Source organism: Microcoleus sp. CAWBG27, assembly GCF_020883145.1.
GTDB lineage: Bacteria > Cyanobacteriota > Cyanobacteriia > Cyanobacteriales > Microcoleaceae > Microcoleus.
Window position 1 is genome coordinate 1 of sequence record NZ_JAHREU010000031.1, and the last position, 18333, is coordinate 18333.

Sequence of the window (18333 nt, forward strand, 5' to 3'; positions counted from 1 at the left end):
TGATTTAAGATTGAAATATGACTGTAAAACAACCAATACAAAAAAAATATTGAAGGCGGTTGAAACCGCTACCGACTTCCTCCTCATGTCTAAAAGCCAGAGGCTTCCGTCTCGTTTCTCGGTGAAGGTACAACTTTCACGATTTTACTCCCGATCGCAGTTTAAAAAATAAGTATTAATACTTAAAAACGAGCGCCGTCAAACACACTTTCATTCCCCGACCGCTATTATATAATCAGAATTTGTGCGATCGAGGTGTGATAAATATGACTGTAGTGTTGTCGGGCTATAAAATCGGGCCGGCTATTTACACAGGGACGAGAACCCTAGTCTATCGAGGAGTCCGAGCATCTGACAACCAGCCCGTGGCGATCAAATTCCTGGCTAACCCCTACCCGACTTTCAGCGAATTGTTACAATTTCGGAATCAGTACGCGATCGCCAAAAATCTGAATCTGAGCGGCATTATTCGCCCCTACAGCTTAGAATCCTCAGGCAACACTTATGCCTTGATAATGGAAGACTGTGGCAGCGTTTCGCTGCGAGACTATACTCGCGATCGTCGGCTGGCGATCGTACAAGTATTAGAAATCGCAGTGCAAGTAGCCCAAATCCTCCACGAATTACACCAAAATCGGGTTATTCATAAAGACATCAAACCTGCCAACATTCTCATCCATCCAAAGACACAACAAGTTAAATTAATCGACTTTTCTATTGCTTCGCTCTTATCAAAAGAAACCCAAGAAATTAAAAATCCCAACGTCCTTGAAGGTACTTTAGCGTATTTAGCTCCAGAACAAACCGGACGGATGAACAGGGGAATTGACTACCGCAGCGATTTCTATGCTTTGGGAGTGACGCTATTTGAATTATTAACCGGCAAATTGCCCTTCGAGCCATCTGATGCCATGGAATTGGTACATTGCCACATCGCGAAAATGCCGCCTGCATTAGGTAACAGCGAAGAAATGCCTTCAGTTGTAGCAGATATCGTGATGAAACTGATGGCGAAGAATGCCGAAGACCGCTATCAGAGTGCATTGGGTTTAAAATATGACTTAGAGATTTGCCTGAACCAATTCCAAGAAACGGGCAAAATAGAAACATTTGAAATCGGACAAAGAGATTTGTGCGATCGCTTCATGATTCCCGAAAAACTTTACGGCAGAGAAGCCGAAGTTCAAATATTACTAGATGCCTTCGTTCGCGTAGCGTCTCCGAAGGAGAATCGCGCCGCCACTCCCCCCCGAACTTCGGGAGGGCTAGGGGGGGTCGAAATGATGCTAGTAGCGGGATTGTCTGGCATCGGTAAAACAGCAGTTGTCAGCGAAGTCTACAAGCCGATTACCAGGCAAAACGGCTATTTCATCAAAGGCAAATTCGACCAATTCAATCGCAATATTCCCTTCTCGGCATTTGTCCAAGCCTTTCGGGATTTCATGGGACAATTACTCGGCGAAAGCGATACTCAATTGGCGAGTTGGAAGGCAAAAATTCTCCAAGCATTAGGAGAGAATGCCCGAGTCCTTATCGAAGTCATTCCCGAACTCGAACGGATTATCGGGCAGCAGCCTCCCGTTCCAGAACTGTCTGGGAGTGCCGCCCAAAATCGCTTCAATTTACTCTTTCAGAAATTCATCCAAATTTTCACCACGAAAGATCATCCGTTAGTGATATTTCTCGACGATTTACAATGGGCAGATTTGGCATCGCTAAACTTGTTGAAATTGTTGATGAGTGAAGCCAATGCCGGATATTTACTCCTGCTCGGTGCTTATAGAGATCGCGAAGTGTTTCCAGCACATCCATTGATGTTGATGCTGGATGAAATTCAGAAGAGCAACTCAATTATTAATACGATTACGCTGGGATCTCTTTCAGAAGCAACCGTCAATAATTTAGTGGCAGATACCCTTAGTTGTCCCCCACAATTAGCGAAACATCTGACGCAATTGGTATATCAGAAAACCCAAGGAAATCCCTTTTTTACCGCCCAGTTTCTCAAAGCACTGTATGAGGACGGTTGGATTGAGTTTGAGCCAAATTTGGGTCACTGGCAATGCGACCTGACTTCAGTCCGACAATTATCATTAACGGATGATGTCGTGGAGTTCATGGCATTGCAGTTGCAGAAACTGCCAGTTCAGACGCAGGAAGTATTGAAATTAGCGGCTTGTATTGGCAACTCTTTTGATTTGAATACGTTGGCGATCGTTTCGGAAAAATCTCAAAGCCATACAGCGACTGATTTATGGAAAGCATTGCAAGAAGGGTCGATCGTTCCGATTAACGACACTTACAAGTTTTTTCAGTCGAATGATTCTGATGAGATCGATCGCTGTGATGAGATTGTCGTTGCTTATAAATTCTTGCACGATCGCGTTCAGCAGGCAGCTTATTCTCTAATCCCTGAAGATCGCAAGCAATTAAAGCACTGGCGAATCGGTCATTTGTTAAAGCAGAAATTATCTCAACGAGAACAGGCAGATCGTATCTTCAATATTGTCAATCAATTGAATTTAGGTAGAGCTACGATCTCTAAGTTAGAAGAAAGGCAACAATTAGCGCAATTAAACCTACAGGCTGGACAAAAAGCAAAACTATCAGCCGCCTATCAAGCTGCTCAAAACTATTGTGAAATTGGTATTGAAATATTACCAACCGAAGCTTGGCAAAGCGACTATGTATCGATCTATGGTTTGTACCGAGAAGGCTCAGAAGCAGCGTATCTCTGCGGTAATTTCGAGCGAGCAGAAGCCCTCTACGCGATCGCTCTCGCCCAAGCTCAAACCCCAGTGGACAAAGCCGTAATTTATCGAGTCCAGATGACTCAATATCAGCTTCAGGGACGCAATGCTGAAGCAATAGAGATTCAACGCCAAAGCCTGCAACTGTTGGACTGGATAGTGCCAAACAATCAAGAGAGCATCCAGACTAGCCTCGATGCACAAATTGCGATCGTGACTCGATTTCTGGAATACAAAACAATAGAATCGATTCTTGAATTGAGTACAATGACGGATGAAAAAATCGCAGAAATGTTGCGTATCTTGCAAATTCTTTTTTATGCAGCATGGCTAGATGGTCAACCCACATTAGCATTACTGGCACTCGCCAAAATGACTACCTTGTCCTTGGAATATGGCAATAGCGATATGTCTCCCTTCGGCTATGTCGGTTATGGCTTAATTGCTAATACTTTACTCAAAAATGCAGCACAGGCTTACCAATTTGGTGCTATGGCTGTACAACTTTGCCAACAATTTGACAATGCTGATGTTCGAGGAATGACCAATTTCCTGTTTGCTGCTGATGTCCATAGCTGGAGTCGTCCCCTGCGAGAAGCCGATCCTTACTATGACAATGCCTTTAAATATGGCATGGATGCTGGGAATTGGCTGACTGTTAGTTTTATGATGATGCAAAGCGGCTCCGATCGCCTCACCTATGGTAAAAACTTAAACGATCTCTATGCAATTGTCCAGATCCATGTTGATTTTCTCGGTCAAATTAAAAGCTTAGAAAATCTGGATGCTTTAATTGTGGGAGTCCGACAACCCATTCGCCAGCTTTTGGGTCTTACCAACACGCCGTTTACCTTTGATGACGATAGTTTTAGTGAATCGGAATATTTACAGAAGTACAGAAATGTTGCTTATCATCTAGCTTGGTTCTATTCTGTTAAAATTCGCCATGCTTACTTATTCGATCGACAATCTGAATATGCAGATCTAATTCCTAAACTAAGCATTATTGAAGAGACAATTCCCAGTCACGCCAAACTTCCATCTAGCGTGTTTTATGTTGCCTTAATGCTTTTAAGTCTGTTTGAAAATGCGAGTAAAAAAACTGAAGCAAAGGATTATTGGCAAGCCTTTGTTATTTTAGAAGAGAAGTTGAAACATTGGGGTGAGTATTGTCCACAAAATATTCTTCACAAAAATCTACTGCTCCAAGCAGAAACAGCCAGAATTAAAGGGGAAATCTCTGAAGCGATCGATTTTTACGAACAATCTATTGCTAGCTCTCAAGCTCAAGACTATGGCTACGAACAAGCCCTCGCCAACGAACTGGCTGCTAAATTCTACCTCAATTGGGGTAAGGAAAAAGTCGCCGCAGCTTATATGCAAGAGGCTTACTACTGCTACGCTAAATGGGGTGCTCAAGCCAAAACCAACGATCTCGAACAACGCTATCCCCAACTCCTTCAACCTATCCTGCAACAAGCCACCAAACCTCTGACGGTTTTAGAAAGCCTAGCCAGCATTTCCACTTCCACTTACTCCATTCACTCCTCTCACAGCAAAAGTTCTTCCAGTACCAGTCTCAATAACACTCTAGATTTTGCTGCACTCCTGAAAGTTTCTCAATCCCTATCTAGCACGATTCAACTCGACGATTTAATCCAAACTCTAACTCAAACCATGCTGGAAAATTCTGGTGCAGATAAATGTGCATTGATGCTGTGTCAGAATCAGCAATGGTTTGTGCGGGCAATTTCCGATTTACAACAAACGACACTGCAAACTGTACCTCTAGAAGACAATCGGGCGCTTCCCATTCAACTGATTTACTACGTCAAAAATACATTAGAACCGATCGCTCTAGACAACCTCAAAACCGATCTTCCGATCGCGATCGATCCTTATCTAGAACAATATCAGCCTAAAAGCGTCCTGTGTTTGCCGATTATAGATCGGGGGAATTTGACCGGGATTTTATATTTAGAAAATAGATATACGAGGGGTGTCTTTACGAGCGATCGCCTCATCCTCCTCAATTTCTTAGCAAGTCAAGCCGCAATTGCTTTAGAAAATGCTCGTCTCTATCGCCAAGTTCAGCAAACTTTAGAAGAACTTCAACAAGCTCAACTCCAAATGGTTCAAAGCGAAAAAATGTCAGCGTTGGGGAACTTAGTAGCTGGAGTCGCTCACGAAATTAATAATCCAATTGGTTGTATTGTCGGCAATGTCGGTGCAGCCCAAGATTACATCAATGACTTGTTAGGTGTCATCGATCTCTATGGCGAAAAATTCCCTCAACCCGGTGCGGACATTGAAGACGAATTGGAAGCGATCGATCTAGACTATGTTCGAGAAGATTTGCCGAAGTTAATTCGGGCGATGAAAGATGGAGGCGATCGCATTACATCCATCAGCAAAAGTCTCCGTACTTTCTCCCGTGCCGATAGCGATACTAAGCAAAAATTCAACCTGCACGACGGCATCGATAGCACCGTGCTGATTCTGCGCCACCGTCTCAAAGCTAACCACAATCGTCCCGCTATTGAAGTCGTTACAGATTACGGTAATATTCCAGAAATCACCTGTTTTCCCGGACAGTTAAATCAGGTGTTTATGAATATTTTGGCAAATGCGATCGATGCGCTTGATGAATCTAATTTAGGACGGAGTTTTGCCGAAATTCAAGCTAATCCGAATCAAATTACCATTCAGACAAGGGTAGAAAACGAGGGAGTAAAAATTGCGATCGCCGATAACGGCCCTGGTATGCCTGAAGAAGTAAAAACTCGGATTTTCGACCATTTATTTACTACAAAAGGTGTCGGAAAAGGAACGGGATTGGGATTGGCGATCGCCCGTCAGATTATTGTCGAAAAACATGGAGGGGCGATCGAGGTAAATTCTCAACTGGGAACAGGAACAGAGTTTGTATTGACTTTGCCGATCGACGATCGAAAATAACCTATTCATAAAATCGGCTTTTTTAGTGTTAAATTTTATCAATAAAAATTGATTTTAACCAAAAACAAACGCAGATAGATTTAAAAAATATCTGCGTTCCCAAGCGTTTATCTGCCCAATCTGCGGTTAAAAATCAACCACCAGCAACGGCTGGGACAATACTCACTTCATCACCATCTTTAAGAGCAGTTTCCGTACCTTCCAAAAACCGGATGTCTTCGCTGTTGACGTAGAAATTCAAAAATCTGCGAGGTGCTCCTTGTTCGTCGCACAGGCTTTTTTTGATGCCGGGACAATTTGTTTCTAGCGCTTCAATCAGTTCGGAAATGTTTGCACCACCGCATTCTATTGTGGCTTGATTGTTGGTGAATTTTTGCAGGGGAGTGGGAATTAAAACTTTGACAGTCATGATTAGTTGTTAGTTGTTAGTTGTTAGTTATTTGTTGTTAGTTGTTAGTTGTTAGTTATTTGTTGTTAGTTATTTGTTGGCGATAATAACCAATAACCAATAACCAATAACCAATAACCAATAACCAACAACCAATAACTATTAAACAGAAGCTTGCTGCCATTCTAAGCGTTCGAGTGTCCGGGCGCGTTCGAGGGCGCGCTCGAAGGCTTCGAGTTTTGGTTCGAGGGTGATGGGTTCGCCGATGTAACCTTGAACTGCTTCTTGGGTTTTCAAGCCGTTGCCGGTGATGTAGGCGACAGTGGTTTCGTCGGGGTCGATCTTACCTGCTTCTACGAGTTTTTTCAAGACTGCGATCGTCGTGCCACCTGCGGTTTCGGTGAAGATGCCTTCGGTTTCTGCTAGCAGTTTCATGCCTTCGATGATTTCGGTGTCGCTGACGGATTCGATGTTGCCGCCTGTTTTGCGGGCGATGTCGAGGGCGTACATTCCGTCTGCTGGATTGCCGATCGCGATCGATTTAGCAATTGTATTCGGTTTGACTGGTGTTACGAAATCGCGACCTTCGCGGTATGCTTGGGCGATCGGGGAACAGCCGTCAGCTTGAGCGCCGCTGAACCGGACTTTCTTGCCTTCAACCAAGCCGACTTCGGTGAATTCGTTGAAGCCTTTATAAATTTTGGTGAACAAAGAACCGGAAGCGAGGGGAGCAACTACGTGATCGGGCAATTTCCAGCCTAGTTGTTCGGCGACTTCGTAGCCGAGAGTTTTCGAGCCTTCGGAATAATAGGGACGCAAGTTGATGTTGACAAATCCCCAGCCGTGTGTATTGGCTACTTCGCAACAGAGACGGTTTACTTGGTCGTAGTTGCCGTGAACTGACATGACAGTTGGATTGTAAATCAGGGTGCCCAGGACTTTGCCTGCTTCCAAGTCGGAGGGGATGAAGACTACGCAATCTAGTCCGGCGTGGGCGGCGATCGCAGCGGTGGAGTTAGCTAAGTTACCGGTGCTGGCACAGGATACTGTGGTGAAACCCAATTCTCTCGCTCGGCTGAGGGCAACTGACACCACTCTGTCTTTAAAGCTCAGAGTGGGCATATTCACCGCATCGTTTTTGATGTAAAGATTTTTGAGACCGAGGCGGCGCGCTAAGCGGTGGGACTTGACCAGAGGAGTCATGCCGGTACCGACATCAATGACGTTTTCTGTAGCGACTGGTAAAAATTCGCGGTAGCGCCAGATTGAGTTGGGGCCTGCTTGGATGGTTTGGCGGGTGACGCGGCGGCGGATAGCTTCGTAGTCGTACTTGACTTCTAGCGGGCCAAAACAGCAATCGCAGACGTGCTTGGCTTGGAGTTCGTACTCTTCGCCGCATTCTTTACATTTGAGGGCTGTGAAGGTTGCTGCTGTGGATTGGGTTCTGGTCGCCTGGGTCATAGCTCAACTCTCTAGTTTTGCGATGTTTTCTTAAGTCTTAGGAAAGATTAGCACGCTCGATCTACCCCGTCAACCATACCCGATGTTTTTAGTCGGGATTGATTTTTGGCAGTTTTTTTTCCCAAATTGGAGGTTGATTGATAGTCCTCAATCTCATTCTCACAAAGGGTTTCAAGCTCTGCTGGGGAATGCTGGCCCAGAGGAAAATTATCTCAATTAACCGAACTCAAGAACGACTGGGCTGCAAAACTAATTTCAAAACTTTACAAAGTTTTTTTTGCTGGGTAAGTCATGGACGCAACTCTCATAATTTAAAGAAAAGGTACGTAGTTGCGCTTTAGCGCTCTTTCTTTATATCTATGAAAGAGCGCCCAAGCGCAACAACGTACCTTGAGGAAATCCAAAATCTTATTACCCACCGCTGACGGGGGGGATGAGTACAACTTCGTCGCCGTCTTGGAGGATGGTGTCGGGGGAGACGAATTCTAGGTTGACGCCGAAGCGGGTACGCGAGCGCCACTGTTCTAATTGAGGGTATTGGGCGATCGAGCTTTCGAGCACTTCAGATACCGGGGTTTCGGGAGGAAGTTCTAGTGTAAGTTCCGAAACGCCGTAGGCTTCACTGAAGGCGGCGAATAGTTTAACGGTGATGGTAATTGAAGAGTTAGACACGGCTGTTTTGTGCGATCGACAGTTTGGCAATAATCAACTACACCATACAATTAATTGAGAATTACGCGCACCCAGGCTTAGAATTGAAAGCGGCAATCTTTAGTTAAGTTTTATCCTATTTGGTAAAAATGAGAGTTGATTGCAGCATAAAATCCGAACAGCCTTGTATGCCGAGCGGTCTCACCAACCAGGCGTTAGAAGCAGTTGGCATTCACTTAAATGTAGCTAGCGAAGATGGAGTTGGCTGGTGTTGAGCTGACGACAAGACTAATTTTTAAGGATGCGATATCCATACTTCCCCGTAATTGTGGGAGAGTAGCAAAATATCGAACTAACTTTAGCGAGTAACAAAGCAGACTATGCTCTCCTAACTAGCTGATTCCCGACGAAAAATCTGGTTGTCCAGTCCAGCTTATAATTTCCAAAGCTTTGCTCTGCTTAGGAAGCGTGCCCTTCGATCTCAGAATAATAGTCAAGTTAACGCGATCGAGATATTTATGCCAAATAACGATTTTAAAGTGCTTCAAATTATTGAAGCTAAAGGCTGGTATGCCTTTGGAAGTACGAAGCAAAGCCAGCACGTTGAGAGGTGGGTAAGGCCTGTGGTGTGTTGGGTTTTAATAGAAGATAAAAAAAAGCGGCGGATTGTGACTGCTACCGCTAGCTATCAGATCCAGATTGATGACAAAGAAGTCGAGTTTTTTGCCCATGAAAGCGAAATTCAAGATATCGAGAGCCTCCCCAAGTCTGTCTCGGTATCGGAATTTCTCAAAACAGAAGATTGAGATAGGGTGCACAAGGAGATTGTTTAACAAGTTATTAATCATTCCTTAGTAATTCCTTAAACTTGCTGCCGGATGCTTTTTCAATTGGAGGCAAAATCACTCTAATTGAGGAGAGGGGGAGAATTTATACTTTTGCCTTGCCTTCGGTATCTCTAGCCAAAGGTCTTCGGTACCCCAAAAAATAAAGAGGCCGAAAGATTGCTGGCATTGCCAACACGCTTCCGACCTTTGCTGAATAACAGGGTATGCATATGTTTCTAAAGTATGGCAGGCAAGCCTTATAAATATCAAGAGGACTATTGCAATCACCCACAATAATTCCTTAAACTTGCTGCCGGATGCTTTTTCAATTGGAGGCAAAACCACTCTAATTGAGGAAATGGGAGATGAGAAGATAACGAGAATTTATACTTTTGACTTGCCTTCGGTATCTCTAGCCGAAGGTTTTGGGTACCACAAAAAATAAAGAGGCCGGAAGATTGCTGGCATTGCCAACACGCTTCCGACCTTTGCTGAATAACAGGGTATGCATATGTTTTTAAAGTATGGCAGGCAAGTCTTATAAATATCAAGAGGACTATTGCAATCACCCACTTTTACTTTTTGGGTATGTTTGCAAGGCTTCTACTATTTTAGACGGGAATTTTGAAATTTGAGGGCGGGTGATGGTTACAGGTTAAGGATTCTAGCTATTTTTGTGTAGCCTGTGCTACCAAAAATGGGCGGGTCGATCGCCCGATCGGCCTAAATTGTTTGCATTCAAAGAGCAAAAGTGCGATGGCTGCGCCCCGGCTTGGGTGCTGCGAGTTCAAACCCCAGTAGCAACAGGTTCAGGCATCTGCTGCCACATCCGCCGCCCCAGCAAGGCCATCCGCACACCGCCCGCCGGCCCTAAAGTCACCCCTCGGCGTTTGGCTTGTACGGGCTTTTTCTCGGCCAAGGTTAAGTCGAAATCGCGCAAAATGGTTGCGATCGCCAGTTTCATTTCCAACTGCGCCAGCGCTAAGCCGATACAACGGCGACTACCGCCCCCAAAGGGCAAATATTCGTAAGGCGAGAATTGCCTCTGGAAAAACCGTTCAGGCTTGAATTGCAGCGGTTCTGGATACAAATCTTCCCGGCGGTGGGTTAAATAAATTGAGCCGAAAACCACCGTACCCGGTTCGAGTTGATGGCCCATTAGTTCCATGGGTTCCCGCACTACTCGCGGAAATGTCAGCATTCCCACTGGGTAAATTCGCAGTGTCTCTTGACAAACTGCACTCAGGTAAGGCAAGCGGGAAATCTCCATTGGGTCGGGGTTTTCGCCCAAACTGTCCAATTCTTGCAGCAGTTTCTGGCGTACCGAGGGCAAACTGTGAATCCAGTAAAAGGCCCAAGCTAGGGCTGTTGCTGTGGTTTCGTGGCCAGCAAACAACAGCGTCATTAATTCGTCGCGCAATTCGACCTTCGTCATTGGTTCGCCGTTTTCGTCGCGGGCGGCCATCATTAAGCTGAGAATGTCGGTGCGATCGGCATTTGGTTGCTGTTTGCGCTCTTCTATTTCGCCGTCCATCAGTTCGTGAATTTTTTGGCGCTGCTGTTTCATGCGTCCCCAAGGACTCCAAGGGCCCCAATCTTGCTGCAACCAGGGCAGAAATAGGATACTCGATCGCACCGGAGAGCCGGTCATATCGATAATTGAAGCCAGCAGCGGGGAAAGTTGCTGCAACCGCGGCCCTTCATTCAGTCCGAAGACTACTTGCAAAATTACCCGCATGGTGATTTCCTGCATGGCTGTGCGGGCGACAAAAGGTCGATCGACCTTCCACTTGCTAGCAACATCTTGGGTAATATCGCAAATTTGCTGGCCGTAGTTTCGCATCCGTTCCCCGTGAAAGGGTGGCATCAATAATTGACGTTGCCGTTTGTGCTTTTCTCCGGAGATTACAATCATCGATTGTTCCCCCAGGACTGGTTTGAGAATACCGTTGATATCGCCTGGAGCATCAAGCGCCTTGCTGTTGAGCATTTCCTGGATCGCTTGCGGGTTGTGGATCATCACGAAGGGTTCAAGGTTGCCCCATCGAGTCGTGAAAATCTCCCCGTACTTTTTGGCGTTGCCGTCCATGTATGTCAGCGGATCGCCAATCCATTGAATTAGCTGCAAGAAGCGGGGGGTTTTGGGGCCGTCAGGTAGGGTCATAAAAATTACGTTGGTGTTACAAGACGTGGGCAACATCCATAGGAATTACCTAGAAACTGGTTCTACGCTCTCCATAATTTTAAGACTATTATTCTCGGACGGTACTCACAATGTCCTGTCCGAGCTCTGTAAAGCGGACTGTTTTAATTTGCCAAGGAGCATAACTGGTTAAGGTTTGGCGCACGCCTCCGAACAAACCTAACATCTGACAGCTTGACAGATTTTGCAATTTCTGGCGCGAATTCCCCGAGGCCCGTAAATCTACGGTAGCGATGCCGAGGTCGCGATCGATTTTAAGCCGATAACCAACTAAACCCAGACTAGCGAAAATCTCTTGCTTTAGTACTTCATTAACGGCCGATGACATTAACTGGTTCTCTGGGCCTGTAACTGTTGCTGGCTTCAGACTTTGACAAAGATTGTCTACCTCATAAACCGTAACTGTAGCTGTGGTTTCTGGTACTTTGGTACTCGGTAAAACCGAGCTAACAGAGTTAGAGGGCTCCGGTGCAGTCGATCGACTATCAAGTTTATTGCCCGTTAGCTGTAGGTGTGGGAACTGATGGCTGCTTGCTGAGGGTTGGCTCTGGTTTTCGGCTGATTTAGCTGCTGCATCGTAGCTAGAACAACTGCTACCCCCGATCAAAATTAATCCAGTCGCTAAATACCCGAAGTGTTTGCAGATAAGGTTCATAACTTTTTAATACTCAACTAAACGTCTGTGTAGGTCGGGCAGAATTTTGGTGGTAGCAAGCACTTAATCCCTGATTACACTCACTTAGAAGTATTTCCGCAGTACGAAGATAAAAACAAGTTCAGAGTTCTTGTTTAATAGTCCGGACAGTTTTTAGAGCACAGTCTGAAATCCTTGATTTACCCGAAAGCATATCGTGTGCCTCGTTAGCGTAGCCCTCGCAGAGGATCGCCATGAAACCCTTATTCTACGGTCGGCAATCAAAAATGTCCGAAATATTGCTTGCTAATACCTTTATTTTAGTGTTAGATTACACAAGAGGGGTGTCTACCCTCATTGGTGCAACCCTGCCGTCTCCGTATCTCCGCAGATCGACCTCGCGATTTAAATCACAAGTTAGATCAAATACCTTGTCAGTGGTGTGATGTACCCCATGCAAATTTAGCTATTCCAAGGTCTGAGGTAACAGCCTCTTTCTGGTTGGCGAAAGCTTGAGTTTGCTAGTAGTAATGACGACAGAATTTAGACTCTTGCCACGTATTGTGGCATGGTTCAACAACCGTGCCGAAAGCACCGCGATAAGGACTGTGCAAGTAGCGAACAACATACAGAAGATTTCAGCAAACTGAAGTACAAAAAAACTGGTTTCCCTAGAGCTGCACCTGTGAGAGTCGGCCATGATTCCGAGTTTCTGATGTGCAGTAGTTCGAGCTGAAATTTGGTGTGATCCGGATCTCTAATTAACTTGCGTATCAAGATTATTATCGCAGAATAAGGTGCTTTTTGTAACAAATCTACTAAAAATCGAGCGAAAACATGATCGAACAGCAATTAACAAAAGTTTTGGCGACAGCAGCGATCGCCCTGTGCGCTCTGACAGCGGCTTCTGCGCCAAGTTATGCCCGGCCGACAGTGGGGGAAAGCGGATTTTGGTGCAGCACCTCGACAGGTGCGCCGGTGACGCTGTACCAAAACCCTCAAGGTGCAGTAGAGCCTTGGATTGAGTGGACTTCTGATTATTTTTCCGGTTCGGGCTACGATCCGGCAACTCGGTGTCAATTGGTCAGCCAACGCCTCGAAAGCTATCGCCGCAACCGAATGCTGAGGTACATTACCGTTGGTCAGATGAACGGCCAAAATGTCATCTGCACGGCGAATCAAGTCAATGGTGTGTGCCAAAATTTGATTTATACCCTGCGGCCCGGCCAAGACCCGATCGGCTCTTTGTATAATTTGTTAGCTTGGCGTCAAGGACAGGTGGGGATGCCCTCTACGGAGGAAAGCAGCCAAATTCCTTACATTGATGTGAGAGAAAAGCTAGGGGAAAAACTAGGGGAAAATATGGGCGATAGGGCGCAACTGCCCCCTTTTTCTCGGCCCTCGGAACTGCGGTAAAGAGTGGAAAATTGCCAATCTCATTGCCAATTCCCGGGGGTGAAGTGGAAAATTTGGCGCGGCAGGCGACGATACGCATCAAGACCTCGAAATCCTCGGGTTCTGGGGCGATCGTCCAACGCCAGGGACAAACCTATACTGTGTTGACGAGCTGGCACGTTGTGGCTTTCGACAAGGGCGATCGTACAATTATCACGAGCGACGGCCAGATCCACCAACTGTTGGGAGTTCCGCAGCGACTGGGCGATACCGATCTGGCGATCGCTAAATTTCGCAGCGCGATCGAATATAAATTAGCGCCGATTGGGGCGCAGCCGCCAGCGGTGGGAGAGCCGCTGCTGGCGGCCGGATTTCCTGCGGAGACTGGGGCGTTGGCCGTAGCCCAGGGGTTCGTAGAACTGCTGCTGCCAAAATCTTTACCTGAAGGCTATAGCTTGGGCTATACAAATGAGGTTAAAATTGGCATGAGCGGTGGCCCGATTTTTAATGCCAAAGGTTTCTTGGTTGGGATTAACGGTCGAGGTAAGTATCGAGATCCCGGTTTTGGCGTCTATGCTTTTGAAGATGGAAGTGAACCGACGCCGGAATTATTGGAAAAGATGGTTAAATCTAGTTGGGGAATTCCTATCAGTACATATTTGCAGTTCGTCTCGTCTCATGTGGAGAGTTAGCGATGAATTCGTGGGGTTTGCGGTTTGATGCCCTAACGGTCATGTTGACCGGTGCAGTAGCGGCGGCAGCAATTGTCGGCCCACAATATGCTGCTTGTGCTAAAACAGCCCAAGAAGTTGCGGAGCTAGCGATGTTCACAACTGTAGAAGTGAACAACACGCTGGGTTTTGCGGCTGGTGGCTCTGGAGTAATTATTGCTAAACAGGGGAATATTTACACTGTTCTGACGGCGAATCACGTAGTGGCAAGTCTCGCCCAAGAATACAGCATTCGCACTCATTCGGAAAAAAGCTATACAGCAATCAGAATACAGCGACTGCCGAAAAACGATCGCGATATAGACTTAGCTTTGATCCAGTTTCAGAGTCGCGATCGGTATCCAGTAGCGCCCATCGGCGAATCGGAACGTGCTGTTGTCGGTTCAACTATTTACGTTGCTGGCTATCCGCTCCCCATCGCCTCTGGATCTGAAAGAAAACTCGAATTTACTGCTGGTATTATCTCTTCTCGCGTCGGTCGCGCATCGTCGGGGTACGGACTGCGCTATCAAGCTGTCACAAGACGTGGCATGAGCGGGGGGCCTGTATTTGATGCTGATGGCAGAGTTGTAGGAATTCACGGCCAGGGAGATACTGTCGGTACGGTGAAGAGCCAGTGGAACGGTCAGATTGAGGAGATTAAAACCGGGTTGAATGCCGCCATCCCGATCGATGCTTTTACGGCGTTGCGATCGCAAATCTTACCTAACGGGTTTGATATTCTCAGCAATATTGCGATCGACCGCAGCTCTCCCCAAACTCAACCGAATCTCCAGCGGGGGGGATTTGTGTGCGATACCTCAACGGGAGAACCAGTGACTGTATATCAAAATCCCCAAGGGTTTAGAGAGCCTTGGATTCGCTGGAATTCTAATTTCTTTTCTAGTGCTGGCTACGATCCTCTGACTCGCTGTCAACAAGTGACTCAACGCCTGGATAATTATAACCGCAACAAACAGCTTAATTATGTCACTGTCGGTATGGTAAACAATCAAAAAGCGATTTGCACGAGCAGCCGGATTAACGGGCCGTGCGAAGGTTTGATCTACACGTTGCGCCGAGATCAAGATCCGGCTCCTGCACTTAGCACTTTCTTTGTTTGGCTGGCGAATCAAAAGGCTAGACCGTCTCTTTTTGAAAGTGGCGCTCCGATTTATATTAATCTTGGGGAACGACTAGATGTAGATATTGACGAACCTTAAAGAAACAGTTTGTAGTGCGGACTTCAGTCCGCAGCAGAAAGCGGACTGAAGTCCGCACTACGAACCTTACAGTTTGTAGTGCGGACTTCAGTCCGCAGCAGAAAGCGGACTGAAGTCCGCACTACGAACCTTACTTATTGGGGTCAATCGATCGCAAATGATATAAAAGGTTACGCTCAGGGGAAAAAAGCAGAGGGCCTTTCGGCCTCGCTCAAGGTAAAAAGAAGGAAGAGCAAATAAAATTAATAATTTCAGGAATCAACAAAGTTATCACCGTTTTGGGGATTCGTATAAAAATTTGAGATATTTGACAGATTTATGATTCGACATAGCAGAAGTGATGATATTTTGCAACACAAAAGCTATAAAATTACTGTTACTTAATTCAAGTCAAATTTTTTAGGTATAAATAAGCATGACTGCAACTACGCCGAAGGCAACGTCAGCAATTCCCAGTTTTTGCGAAGGAATCCAGTATTTTTCGGAGAATGTGCCGGGTTTTGAGACTTACGGGAAAACACCTGCGATCGCCCAAGGAAGCAATTCGATCGCCGATCCAGCCGATCCCGTCGCCGTATTTCAAACGATGCTCGGAGCAGATGCCCTGCGCTACTTAACGCTGCAAATCACAGCCAGCAAGGCATCGGGACATCCGGGGGGTTTTGCCAGCCAAGCTGAGGCCTACGCTGCGTTGGTGATGCTGGGACACAAGAACATTGTCACCGAAGTCGGGCACCACGCGCCAGGATTTTACAGTGCCATGTTTCTCGATCGATCTTTAGAAGACATGGGAATTGTCAAAGTGCAGGAAGCGCGCGATAAATTCCGCGAAAAAGACGGTTTATTAGGACATCTTTCCGGCTTCATTCCCGGCCTTTTAGCACCAGCAGGCCCCCTCGGACAAGGACAGCATTTCGCAATGGCGGGCGCACTTTTGCACCCCGACAAACTGTTTCCTTTCACCATGGGCGACGGTGGGATGGGCGAACCCTATCCGATGAGCAGCATGGCGCATTTCCACACAGCTTATCCGAAAGCTACTAACTTTTTGCCAGTGTTAGTTTGGAACGGATATTCCCAAGAACATCACAGTATGGTTTCGACTAAAACCAATGCTGAAATGGTTGCTTATTGGCAAGGAAACGGTTTTAAAGAAGTCATCTTAGTTGACGCTAAGGAATTTGACGACAAAAATCAACCGGAAGCTTATGTTGACAGCACGGCTTTTTCCCTCGAACAGCGGATGGCATTTACCAAAGCTGTTTTACAAGGAGTTGACAAAGCAGCCAAATCTGCTCTCGGCGGCAAATTAACTGTGTTTATTATCAAACAGTTAAAAGGTGCAGGCGTACACGCATTGGGTGCAAAATCTCACAACCTTTATCCGAAAGATACGCTGGATGCTCCGCACATTGTCAGCGCCTTAAAACAGCGGGCTTTGACTGCTGAGGCGTGGCAGTTGGTGCGGACAAATTGCGAACGTGCTGGTGGCGGGCCTGCTGCGAAAACCGTTGTTACTGAGTTTACATTGCCGCTAGCAGATTTGGGAGAATTGCCTTTAGAAGAATTTGCGGTTGGTGGAGAAGCGAAGATTTCGACAACTGCAATGGGACGTTTGGTGGGAACTGTCGGCGAGCGCGATCGCACTTTTCTTGTCACCAACGCAGACGGCAACGAAGCATCAGCAATTGCCAACATCAACCAAGCTCTCAAAATCATTCACCCGACGACGGATGATTTGTACAATCAATCGCCCAACGGTCAAGTTTACGAGCCTTTGAGCGAAGATGCTTGCGCCGGTTTGGCAGTAGGTTTATCGCTATTCGGAGCGCGGAGTTTGTGGTGTTCCTACGAATCTTTTGCCATCAACGGTTTACCAATTTGGCAAACAGTAACGCAAGCAATGGCAGAATTGCGCCGTGCAACTCCGGCAACTGTCACCTTATTTACAGCGGGTGCTTTAGAGCAAGGCCGCAACGGTTGGACGCACCAACGCCCGGAAATTGAGGCTTATTTTGCGGCGATGATGCGTAACGGAAATGTGTTTCCTTTGTTTCCGCCGGATGCTAACAGCATTCAAGCTTGTTACGATTGGGCTTTGAGTGCCAGAAATAAGGGAGTTGTGATTACTGCGAGCAAGTCGCCGCTGCCAATTCGTACTACTTTTGCACAGACTCGCCAAGGTTTAGAAGATGGTGGAATTGTGTTGCACGAAACAACTGGAAATAAGCAAGTTGTGTTTGCTGTTGTTGGCGATATGACTTTAATGCCGGTGTTTGAAGCGGCGGCATCATTGGAAAAAGAAGGCTTGGGAGTGCGGATTGTTTCTGTTGTGAATCCCCGCCGTTTGTACCGTTCCAGCGATGTTGCTTGGAATACTTGTTCGGAAGCTGACGGTGGCTTTTTGAGCGATGAGAAATTTGCCGAAATGTTTGGTGGAGATGCCTTGATTGGCGTGACAGGCGGTGCTTCTGGGATGTTGGAGCCGGTGATGCTTCGCAGCAATTGCCCGCGCGATACTTTCGCTTGGAAGCGGGGGGAAACGACTGCTAGCGCTGGTGAGTTGATGGCGTTTAATGGGTTGACGGCTGATGCTTTGACGAAAAGGGCGATCGGGCTAGTTGGTTAGGTTATAATTTGCAAGTCTCCCGGTTTGTTACCGGGAGATTCTTAAGGATTGAAAAGGTATGTTGTTGCGATGCAAGCGCTCTTCGATTATTTAAGAAAGAGCGCTAAAGCCAAGAAAGGTACGTAGTTGCGATGCAAGCGCTCTTCGATTATTTAAGAAAGAGCGCTGAAGCCAAGAAAGGTACGTAGTTGCGATGCAAGCGCTCTTCGATTATTTAAGAAAAAGCGACCAAGCGCAACAACGTACCAAGAAATGTAGTTGCGATTGAGCGCTTTTTAATAAGATAAGAAAGAGCGCTAAAGCGCAACAACGTACCAAGAAAGTAGTTGCTATTTAGCGCTTTTTAATAAGACAATAAAGAGCGCTGAAGCGCAACAACGTACCAAGAAAGGTAGTTGCGATTGAGCGCTTTTTAATAAGATAAGAAAGAGCGCTGAAGCGCAACAACGTACCAAGAAAGTAGTTATGTTTGAGCGCTCTTCTATTATTTAAGCAAAGAGCGCT

11 protein-coding genes are annotated in these 18333 nt (G+C 46.3%); 6 read left to right on the forward strand and 5 right to left on the reverse strand.

All coding sequences use genetic code 11. The features are described 5' to 3' along the window. The first annotated feature begins 266 nt into the window (after positions 1 to 266). Positions 267 to 5708, forward strand: coding sequence for an ATP-binding sensor histidine kinase (locus QZ938_RS17845; protein WP_293352510.1), 5442 nt, complete (start codon positions 267 to 269; stop codon positions 5706 to 5708). Positions 5709 to 5841: 133 nt separating this feature from the next. Here QZ938_RS17845 and QZ938_RS17850 read toward each other — a convergent pair whose 3' ends face one another. The 3 genes from QZ938_RS17850 to QZ938_RS17860 all read right to left on the reverse strand — a co-directional run bounded on the left by QZ938_RS17850 (position 5842) and on the right by QZ938_RS17860 (position 8229). After that, on the reverse strand, positions 5842 to 6117 hold the full coding sequence (locus QZ938_RS17850; protein ID WP_293151030.1) for a MoaD/ThiS family protein: 276 nt from the start codon (positions 6115 to 6117) through the stop codon (positions 5842 to 5844). Between the two features lie 141 nt (positions 6118 to 6258). Continuing rightward, the gene (thrC, locus tag QZ938_RS17855; RefSeq protein ID WP_293352512.1) at positions 6259 to 7557 is read right to left on the reverse strand and encodes a threonine synthase; all 1299 of its coding nucleotides are present in this window, start codon (positions 7555 to 7557) and stop codon (positions 6259 to 6261) included. A 411-nt stretch (positions 7558 to 7968) separates the two neighbouring features. Then, entirely contained in the window at positions 7969 to 8229 is a 261-nt protein-coding gene (locus tag QZ938_RS17860) for a MoaD/ThiS family protein (protein WP_293352514.1), read from the reverse strand. Between the two features lie 497 nt (positions 8230 to 8726). On the opposite strand from QZ938_RS17860, the gene QZ938_RS17865 reads away from it, so the two are divergent. Continuing rightward, positions 8727 to 9014: a hypothetical protein gene (locus QZ938_RS17865; protein ID WP_293151021.1), complete on the forward strand. Its 288-nt coding sequence runs from the start codon at positions 8727 to 8729 to the stop codon at positions 9012 to 9014. Between the two features lie 808 nt (positions 9015 to 9822). Here the strand turns inward: QZ938_RS17865 and QZ938_RS17870 are convergent. Together QZ938_RS17870 and QZ938_RS17875 are read right to left on the reverse strand one after the other, a co-directional pair. Continuing rightward, complete coding sequence (locus QZ938_RS17870; protein ID WP_293352516.1) at positions 9823 to 11199, reverse strand: cytochrome P450; 1377 nt, start codon at positions 11197 to 11199, stop codon at positions 9823 to 9825. A gap of 88 nt (positions 11200 to 11287) precedes the next feature. Continuing rightward, positions 11288 to 11893: a hypothetical protein gene (locus QZ938_RS17875; RefSeq protein WP_293151015.1), complete on the reverse strand. Its 606-nt coding sequence runs from the start codon at positions 11891 to 11893 to the stop codon at positions 11288 to 11290. A gap of 816 nt (positions 11894 to 12709) precedes the next feature. On the opposite strand from QZ938_RS17875, the gene QZ938_RS17880 reads away from it, so the two are divergent. The 4 genes from QZ938_RS17880 (at position 12710) to QZ938_RS17895 (ending at position 17829) form a co-directional block, all read left to right on the forward strand. Next, entirely contained in the window at positions 12710 to 13288 is a 579-nt protein-coding gene (locus QZ938_RS17880) for a COP23 domain-containing protein (protein WP_293151012.1), read from the forward strand. An 11-nt stretch (positions 13289 to 13299) separates the two neighbouring features. Further along, a complete protein-coding gene (locus QZ938_RS17885) occupies positions 13300 to 13959 on the forward strand; it encodes a serine protease (protein WP_293352518.1) in 660 nt (219 codons plus the stop codon). A 2-nt stretch (positions 13960 to 13961) separates the two neighbouring features. Further along, a complete protein-coding gene (locus QZ938_RS17890; protein ID WP_293352520.1) occupies positions 13962 to 15200 on the forward strand; it encodes a COP23 domain-containing protein in 1239 nt (412 codons plus the stop codon). A 415-nt stretch (positions 15201 to 15615) separates the two neighbouring features. Then, positions 15616 to 17829 (forward strand): phosphoketolase, encoded by a 2214-nt coding sequence (locus QZ938_RS17895; RefSeq protein WP_293352522.1) that lies wholly within the window; start codon positions 15616 to 15618, stop codon positions 17827 to 17829. The last annotated feature ends 504 nt before the right edge of the window (positions 17830 to 18333 follow it).

Bases quoted from the DNA above. Each gene is read 5' to 3' on its own strand.
- QZ938_RS17865 (WP_293151021.1), top strand. From the start codon at position 8,727: ATGCCAAATAACGATTTTAAAGTGCTTCAAATTATTGAAGCTAAAGGC.
- QZ938_RS17850 (WP_293151030.1), bottom strand. From the start codon at position 6,117: ATGACTGTCAAAGTTTTAATTCCCACTCCCCTGCAAAAATTCACCAAC.
- QZ938_RS17875 (WP_293151015.1), bottom strand. From the start codon at position 11,893: ATGAACCTTATCTGCAAACACTTCGGGTATTTAGCGACTGGATTAATT.
- QZ938_RS17890 (WP_293352520.1), top strand. From the start codon at position 13,962: ATGAATTCGTGGGGTTTGCGGTTTGATGCCCTAACGGTCATGTTGACC.
- QZ938_RS17870 (WP_293352516.1), bottom strand. From the start codon at position 11,199: ATGACCCTACCTGACGGCCCCAAAACCCCCCGCTTCTTGCAGCTAATT.
- QZ938_RS17880 (WP_293151012.1), top strand. From the start codon at position 12,710: ATGATCGAACAGCAATTAACAAAAGTTTTGGCGACAGCAGCGATCGCC.
- QZ938_RS17895 (WP_293352522.1), top strand. From the start codon at position 15,616: ATGACTGCAACTACGCCGAAGGCAACGTCAGCAATTCCCAGTTTTTGC.
- thrC (WP_293352512.1), bottom strand. From the start codon at position 7,557: ATGACCCAGGCGACCAGAACCCAATCCACAGCAGCAACCTTCACAGCC.
- QZ938_RS17845 (WP_293352510.1), top strand. From the start codon at position 267: ATGACTGTAGTGTTGTCGGGCTATAAAATCGGGCCGGCTATTTACACA.